Here is a 6,972-nt window from a genome sequence, read left to right on the forward strand (position 1 = left end):
GTAATGGCGATGTAGGTTTGAATTTTATTAGGTGTCCTAAATTAGTTAACCACTACAATTTTTTACTTACAACACGCAACCTTTTTAACACACGTTAATTATAAATCTCGATTTTCAAGGTGCTAATATAATTGAGTAATACTTAACTTAGTTAACATAAACCACTGATTCTAATAACTTTCATCTTGTATTATCACAGATTATTGTTTATCGAGATTCTGCAAGCTTTACTTAATTGGAGAAATTATGCGTGCTTTAACCTACCACGGTGCTAAAGATGTGCGAGTGGACAATGTCCCAGAGCCTAAACTGCAAGAAAAAGATGATGTTATTTTACGTGTGACTGCAACTGCAATTTGTGGCTCAGATTTACACTTATATCGTGGCAAAATACCTGCAACCGAGGAAGGCGATATCTTCGGTCATGAGTTTATGGGTGTGGTTGAAGAAGTAGGCTCTGAAGTCACAGCTGTTAAAAAAGGCGACAGAGTTGTTATTCCTTTTGTTATTGCATGTGGTAACTGCTTTTTCTGTCAGCATGACCTAATGTCCGCTTGTGAGACTACAAATACAGGCCCAGGCGCTGCTATTAATAAAAAAATAATTCCGCCACCGGCTGCTTTATTTGGTTTTAGCCATTTATATGGTGGGATTCCTGGTGGACAAGCAGAATTTGTACGGGTTCCTAAAGGTAATTTTAATCCGTTCAAAGTAAATGGCTCACTGTCAGATGAGAAGGTTTTATTTTTATCAGATATTTTACCAACTGCTTGGCAGGCCGTGACTAATGCCAATATTACTAAAGGTTCAACCGTAGCTATTTATGGTGCGGGTCCTGTGGGGTTGTTATCAGCAGCTTGTGCCAAAATGTTAGGCGCTGAGCAGATCTTCGTGGTAGATCATAATGACTACCGTTTGCAGTATGCCAAAGATACGTACGGGGCTATTCCGGTTAATTTCGATAAGGTAGATGCTGCTGAATTCATCATTGAACAGACCAAAGGACATCGCGGCGTTGACGGCGTTATTGATGCGATTGGCTTTGAAGCCAAAGGCAGTATGCTAGAAACAATAATGACCAATTTGAAAATTGAAGGGTCAAGTGGTGCAGCTTTACGTCAATGTATTGCAGCTGTGCGTCGTGGCGGGGTCGTTAGTGTTCCTGGTGTGTATGCAGGACCCATTCATGGTTTCTTATTTGGTGATGCTTTTGATAAGGGGCTTACTTTCAAAATGGGCCAAACCCATGTACACAAGTATTTACCACAGTTATTAGAGTATATTGAAAATGGTGATTTATCACCTGAAGCTATTATTACTCACCGTATGAATTTGTCTGACGCTGCTAAAGGTTATGAAATTTTCGAAAAGCGTGAAGAAGAATGTCGTAAAGTCATTTTAACTCCTTGATTTTTCAAATTTACCCTTAACTTTTAACATTTAAAGGTTAGGTCATAGCTGCTTTAACGAGATTGTCTTAAATAATGGTTATCGCTAAAGCAGTTAGTAAAAAAATCTTTGACTTGCTTTTCTCTGCACACGGCAAAAAAATTACCCCCCAACCGATTTTCATGGGTTTAGGGATTAAAAAAACTAACTAACTGTCTTAGATGGTCTTAAAGCTTAGAAGTGTAAAGCACAATAAACTTTCTTATATTTATCAGGATCATCTTTATTAGCTACAAACCCTTTGCTAACCAACTTTACCGTTAAATGTTTCACCTTCATCATTAGTTATCATAACAATCAAGTTTTGATCCCCAAAACTTTGGAGTTCTTTAATCAGCTCTTTAATTGTCTTAGTTCTATCTTCCCATTGCACTATAATTTATTGTAAGTATACCTATGGCAAACCAGTCAGGCGCTTTCACTGGTTCGGTTCCCTAGTGAGGACTTGAATCTTTGGCTGTGAGCTAATGGTATTAAGGTTTCAACTTGCTGAGATAGCCACAGTGTACTTCATGATGTACTTACCATAGATATTCTATCTATGATCGGTGCGCTAGTGAGGACTTGAAGAGACCATCCCAGATTCTGTGTAACTGACGTTTAGATTAAATACTTACACAAAATTTAGGAAGGTCTCTGAAAATTAACCACCTGACACAACTCGTCACCTACTAACAGATCTTGGCGGTCATAAAAGTTGCCCCAACGCTTATAATTATTATCCGTTCTCGACTCAGGGTTATAAGTAATGGCGATGTAGGTTTGAATTTTATTAGTGTCCTAAATTAGTTGACCACCACCAGATTCTTATCAAAGACTTCATCATCTATTATTCGCCAAACGGCAACTTGCTGATGGTCTTTGGTGGTGACTAGATTTAAAGTTTGTTCAATCATTGCTTGAGGTCTCATATCCTTATGATGTTTATTTGCTTCAAACCCAGTTACTTTACACTTAGCGGTTTAATTAAGCTACTTACTTGAGCTATTTGCTTCAGTTATTAGGCTTGGCTACTTACTCAACTTCAATATTCTAAAGGCGCCCTGAATAACTAAAGCAAATACGATGCTACCAATAATCAAATCAGGCGTACTAGAGTGTAACCAATTAACCAAAATCCCTGCAACAATTACCCCTAAATTGATAATCACATCGTTTGAAGTGAAAATCATACTGGCTTGCATATGGGCTTCTTCTTTTTTGCTTTTCGATTTTTGTAGTAAATAGAGGCAAATCGAGTTTGCAATTAGCGCAAGAATCGATATGACTATCATGGTAGAAAAGTCAGGTAACTGCTCATTGCCAAAGAAACGTCTTAGTACTTCTAAAAAACCAAGAATCGCTAGCGTAATTTGAAAATATCCGGCAATTCTAGCAATCCGTTTTTTCTTAATGACCGTTCCACCGACCGCAAATAAGCTAATTCCGTACACGAAGCTATCTGCTAACATATCTAAGCTGTCGGCGACCAACCCCATCGAACGAGAAATCAGTCCCGTGCTCATTTCAATAATAAAGAAAGCAAAGTTAATGACCAGCACTATCCATAGTAGCTTTCTTTGCTCAGCATCTTTTTTGTGACTAGAATCAGCATCAATTTTAAAATTATTGTTGGGATCAGAGGGGTCAATGGTTTCGGTCGAGAGTAGGGTGTCTCCTAATTTTAGGTCATGAATAGCAGTCTCTATCCCTTCTATATTGTCATGATGAAACACAGTTAATTGACGGTTAGGAATGTCGAACTCAAGATGTTCAATATTCGAGTGGCCCTCTAATTTCATTCGGATTAGGTTTTCCTCCGAAGGGCAGTCCATCTTCGATATTTTAAAAGTTGTTTTATTCATAGCTACATTTATATCCGGGTGGTGGTTCAAAAAGTAGGCTGGAAAAAAACAGGCTGAGAAATTGATAAATAGTGAAATGCAAATGACACTATACATCAAATGCCCAGCCTGTCTAAGTGACAATATAAAGAAAAATGGTTTCAAAAGCTATACCCCAAGGGAACCAGCTATTTTACCCTTCAAACCTATTAACAGACCACTTAAAACAGACTAGTATAATGGAACCACTTATAACAGACTATTTTAGGTGTTTATGTTTATTAGAGCGTATTTACGAGCGTCAACCAAAGAACAAGATGCTAAGCGTGCCAAAAATGAGCTTATAGCATTTGCCAACGATCATGGCCACAAAATTGCTGCCTTCTATGTTGAAAACGAATCAGGAGCTATCTTGGTGCGACCCAAGCTTATGCAACTGATTGAAGATGCGCATAAGGGCGATGTTGTCTTAGTTGAACAGATTGATCGCTTGGCGCGTTTAAACCAAGCTGATTGGGATACGCTTAAAAGAATGCTATCAGAAAAAAAATCTATCTATCGTATCAAAAGAGCTGCCTACTTCATATATAGCGCTTCAACCTGAGAACAGCACTGAATTTATGAGCAGTATATTACAAGCCATCAATTCGATGATGCTGGATATGCTCGCTGCTATTGCTAGAAAAGACTATGAGGATCGCCGTAACCGTCAGATGCAAGGTATTGCTCGTGCTAAGGCAGAAGGTAAGTATTTAGGACGTAGAAAAGATACTGAAAAACGCAAAATTATCGCTAGCCTACTCGAATCAGGTCATAGCTATTCTGATATTCAAAAGACAGTTAAGTGCTCACGGCAGTTGATTGCATTGTTATCTAGTGAGGTGAAGTCTAAGTAGGTATCTAATCTAAATAATAGTTGTGTAAAGCTTTAGAGGGCTTCAATAAAAAAGGATATTTAGCCAATTAAAGATCCTTTTTTATTGTTTATATAAACCTCTAAAGATAACTTAAGTTTTTGATGGAAACTAAGTCCATTTCACTATTTTCTTTATTCCAACGTTCTGTGACTTTGCAATACTGCGTTTCAGCCACACTCCAGTTTCCTTTTTGGCCACACTCTCCACCCATACCGATACGCTGAATATCTGAATAGCCTTGATTGTTAAGTATCAATTTAGGATAATCTTCTGAGTCCATATTATATTGCTCATAAAGGCGATAAGCATTGTCGCCACGTGTACCCATATAGACTGTATGCGGCGCATTATTACCTGTTCCCCATGCCGATGCAGCATATTCACAGCTTAGCTTTCCGTAATTAACAATATAATCATCAGTGCCGTCACCTGTTATATCAGCTTTGGATATAAATCCTCGCTCTACATACAATGGAACATAGTCTCCATAAGAATAGCTGGGACGTCCTTTATCAGGGTCATAGTCAAAACTATCAGGATGGTTATCGAAATTAAAATCTGCACATGTTCGTTTGAGCTCGTTAAATTCTTCTTGCATTTGTTCTGGATAATTACTCAGCTTATCAATATGCGTTAATCTATCACTTGCGTGAACTTGAGTATTTAAAACTAAAGATCCAAATGTCACTATAGATAATGCTCGAATAAACTTCATATGACTTAGCCCTAATGTATGTGATCTACCACTAAACATGTCTGTTAAAAATATTTTGTACTAAAAAGTATTTATTAAATTTTATCTATATTTAGTTTCTGTTACTAATCTATATCCATCGGCCTTCATACAGTAGGTGACAAGCTTTCGAGCTTGTTCTTGTGACAAATTGCTTGCCCCAACCTCTGTTTTACAATGACCTATTTTGTCGTTAGTTACACTTTTAGTTATACCTTCTTTATACCAAGTTGATACTTGATAAGGTCTAGGAGTGGAGGTACAAGCAGTCATAAACAAAGTTACGGTAATCAAAGTAATGATTCTATTCAAATTAAACATAATATTTTTAAACCCTATATAGTTGAAGCGTAAATAGCTATGTTACGCAATATTATCGTATTAGTTACATAAGGTAAACCTTTGCCTAGCTTTTCTAGAATGTTTCCAATACTTTCTAAATATGGGCTATTACTATTAACTGAAATATAAAATTTGTTTAGACGCTGCGTTAGTGCGATAGTTGTCCACTGAACGTTCTGAACAGTCGTATTGTGCAGACACTAAAAACGTACTTGGACAGTAGGTGGACAATGATTATATCGGTGACGAAAGCAGCTAAAGAATGGGGTGTATCGAGAACGACGATCTATCAGAAGGTCAATGATGGTGAGCTTTCTAGAACCGCAGATAAGAAAATTGATACTACGGAGATGCTTCGGGTATTTGGAGAGCCTGTGTCCAAAAAACGTACTGAACAATCACTGGACAGTCCTCATAGTACACACTTGGACAGTCAGACTGTACAGTCCTGTACAGAGCTTGAGCACCAATTAGAGCTAGAGAAATTAAAGAATGAACACCTGCGACAGCAAGTCAGCGATCAAAAGCAGTTGATAGAGAATTACCAACAACAGATTGGTCAGCTAAACAAGACTCTGGATAAAGCCAACGCTAGTATTCACGATTTTGCTCAAGTGAAGTTACTAGAATTCAAGCAACTTTCATCAGATGGTGAGGCACAGCCAGAACAAAAACCAACGATGACACCAGCAACAGCTCCCAAGAAGAAGAAACGGTGGTTCTTTCAATTATAATTCGTGTTGGACAAGATGTTAGTGTATAACTTTTGGTAAATAGCTTTCTAAGCCTTTATTGGGTTTGTTAAAACTTTCAGGCTCTCGCTGTATGATATTAATCATTTCACGCTTAAATGCATCAGTATGCATTCTGCCGTCATAACTTAGGCTTGAGTGGTTGTTATAGTCATTCATAAACTGCACGCTATCGACGATGGATTGAATGGCGGACGGTGACAAGGTGCCGTCTTTACTGGTTAATTTGTCTAATGTTTTTTTATGGAACTTGAGCGTTAATCCCTCATAACCTTTGCCTCTACTTTTTTTGTGATACTCAACAGTGACCTTGTAGTTTGTACTCTCATTGACTTCATCTATAGCAGTGTCAATCACACGCTCTCTAAGCTGTCCAAATTGCTTATACTTACCTTTAATGCCCATAACGTAGCGAAAATCATCTAAATTCATAGCTTTAGTATATTGATACTGACCTACCCAACAAACAATTAATTCATATAGGCGTATCGAATGAATACTTGATAGCTCAGATACCTCCATCAGCCTATATTTTGTGAAGTTAGCTTTCAGCTGTGTCAAATAAGGCAGTACATCCTCTGCAAATGTTATTGTTATCTGCTCTCCGTTGGGATCATAAAGAACGCCGCTAACAAAGCGGGTACGAAGCGTTTTATTATCCTCCAGTGCTATCAGAACTTCTCTATCAAAAAGCCGATTGCTAGCTTGCTCTAAATCTCTAAAAGCATTCTTCTTAGTACTATCGTTATAGAATATCTTTGCTACTTCCTCGACTGTCACTGTGAACTTGGTTTGCTTAGTAATGTTTGGCGCATCAGGTCTACTATCAATACGACTAATACAAGTTAATAAAAGCTGTTTCTCTTTAGTGGTCATGGTATAAGCTGCTAGGACAAGCTCATTGGATTGTACGACTAGATTGTTTTCCATATTTTTTTCGAATCCCTGCTTAATAT

At 37.8% G+C, this 6,972-nt stretch carries 6 protein-coding genes and 2 pseudogenes; 4 read left to right on the forward strand and 4 right to left on the reverse strand.

What is annotated here, in order from left to right; all coding sequences use genetic code 11:
* Positions 1–246 precede the first annotated feature (246 nt).
* Positions 247–1,410: a zinc-dependent alcohol dehydrogenase gene (locus PENNN9_RS05910; RefSeq protein WP_058368782.1), complete on the forward strand. Its 1,164-nt coding sequence runs from the start codon at positions 247–249 to the stop codon at positions 1,408–1,410.
* A gap of 824 nt (positions 1,411–2,234) precedes the next feature.
* On the opposite strand, the gene PENNN9_RS13350 is transcribed toward PENNN9_RS05910, so the two are convergent.
* Together PENNN9_RS13350 and PENNN9_RS05920 are read right to left on the reverse strand one after the other, a co-directional pair.
* A complete protein-coding gene (locus PENNN9_RS13350; protein ID WP_256713876.1) occupies positions 2,235–2,360 on the reverse strand; it encodes a hypothetical protein in 126 nt (41 codons plus the stop codon).
* Between the two features lie 99 nt (positions 2,361–2,459).
* Positions 2,460–3,293, reverse strand: coding sequence for a cation transporter (locus tag PENNN9_RS05920; protein ID WP_058368786.1), 834 nt, complete (start codon positions 3,291–3,293; stop codon positions 2,460–2,462).
* 76 nt (positions 3,294–3,369) lie between these two features.
* Between PENNN9_RS05920 and PENNN9_RS12700 the strand changes: the two are divergent.
* Positions 3,370–3,444: pseudogene (locus tag PENNN9_RS12700) on the forward strand (IS1 family transposase); the annotation flags it as partial.
* A 102-nt stretch (positions 3,445–3,546) separates the two neighbouring features.
* Positions 3,547–4,168, forward strand: a pseudogene (locus PENNN9_RS05925) (recombinase family protein).
* Between the two features lie 100 nt (positions 4,169–4,268).
* Here the strand turns inward: PENNN9_RS05925 and PENNN9_RS05930 are convergent.
* On the reverse strand, positions 4,269–4,904 hold the full coding sequence (locus PENNN9_RS05930; RefSeq protein ID WP_058368783.1) for a hypothetical protein: 636 nt from the start codon (positions 4,902–4,904) through the stop codon (positions 4,269–4,271).
* 590 nt (positions 4,905–5,494) lie between these two features.
* Between PENNN9_RS05930 and PENNN9_RS12805 the strand changes: the two genes are divergently transcribed.
* Complete coding sequence (locus PENNN9_RS12805; protein WP_058368784.1) at positions 5,495–5,998, forward strand: plasmid replication DNA-binding protein; 504 nt, start codon at positions 5,495–5,497, stop codon at positions 5,996–5,998.
* 18 nt (positions 5,999–6,016) lie between these two features.
* Here PENNN9_RS12805 and PENNN9_RS05940 read toward each other — a convergent pair.
* The coding region (locus PENNN9_RS05940) for a RepB family plasmid replication initiator protein (protein ID WP_227511744.1) at positions 6,017–6,972 on the reverse strand (956 nt) is incomplete at its 5' end.

Origin of the sequence: Psychrobacter sp. ENNN9_III (genome assembly GCF_001462175.1) — a bacterium.
Taxonomy (GTDB): domain Bacteria; phylum Pseudomonadota; class Gammaproteobacteria; order Pseudomonadales; family Moraxellaceae; genus Psychrobacter.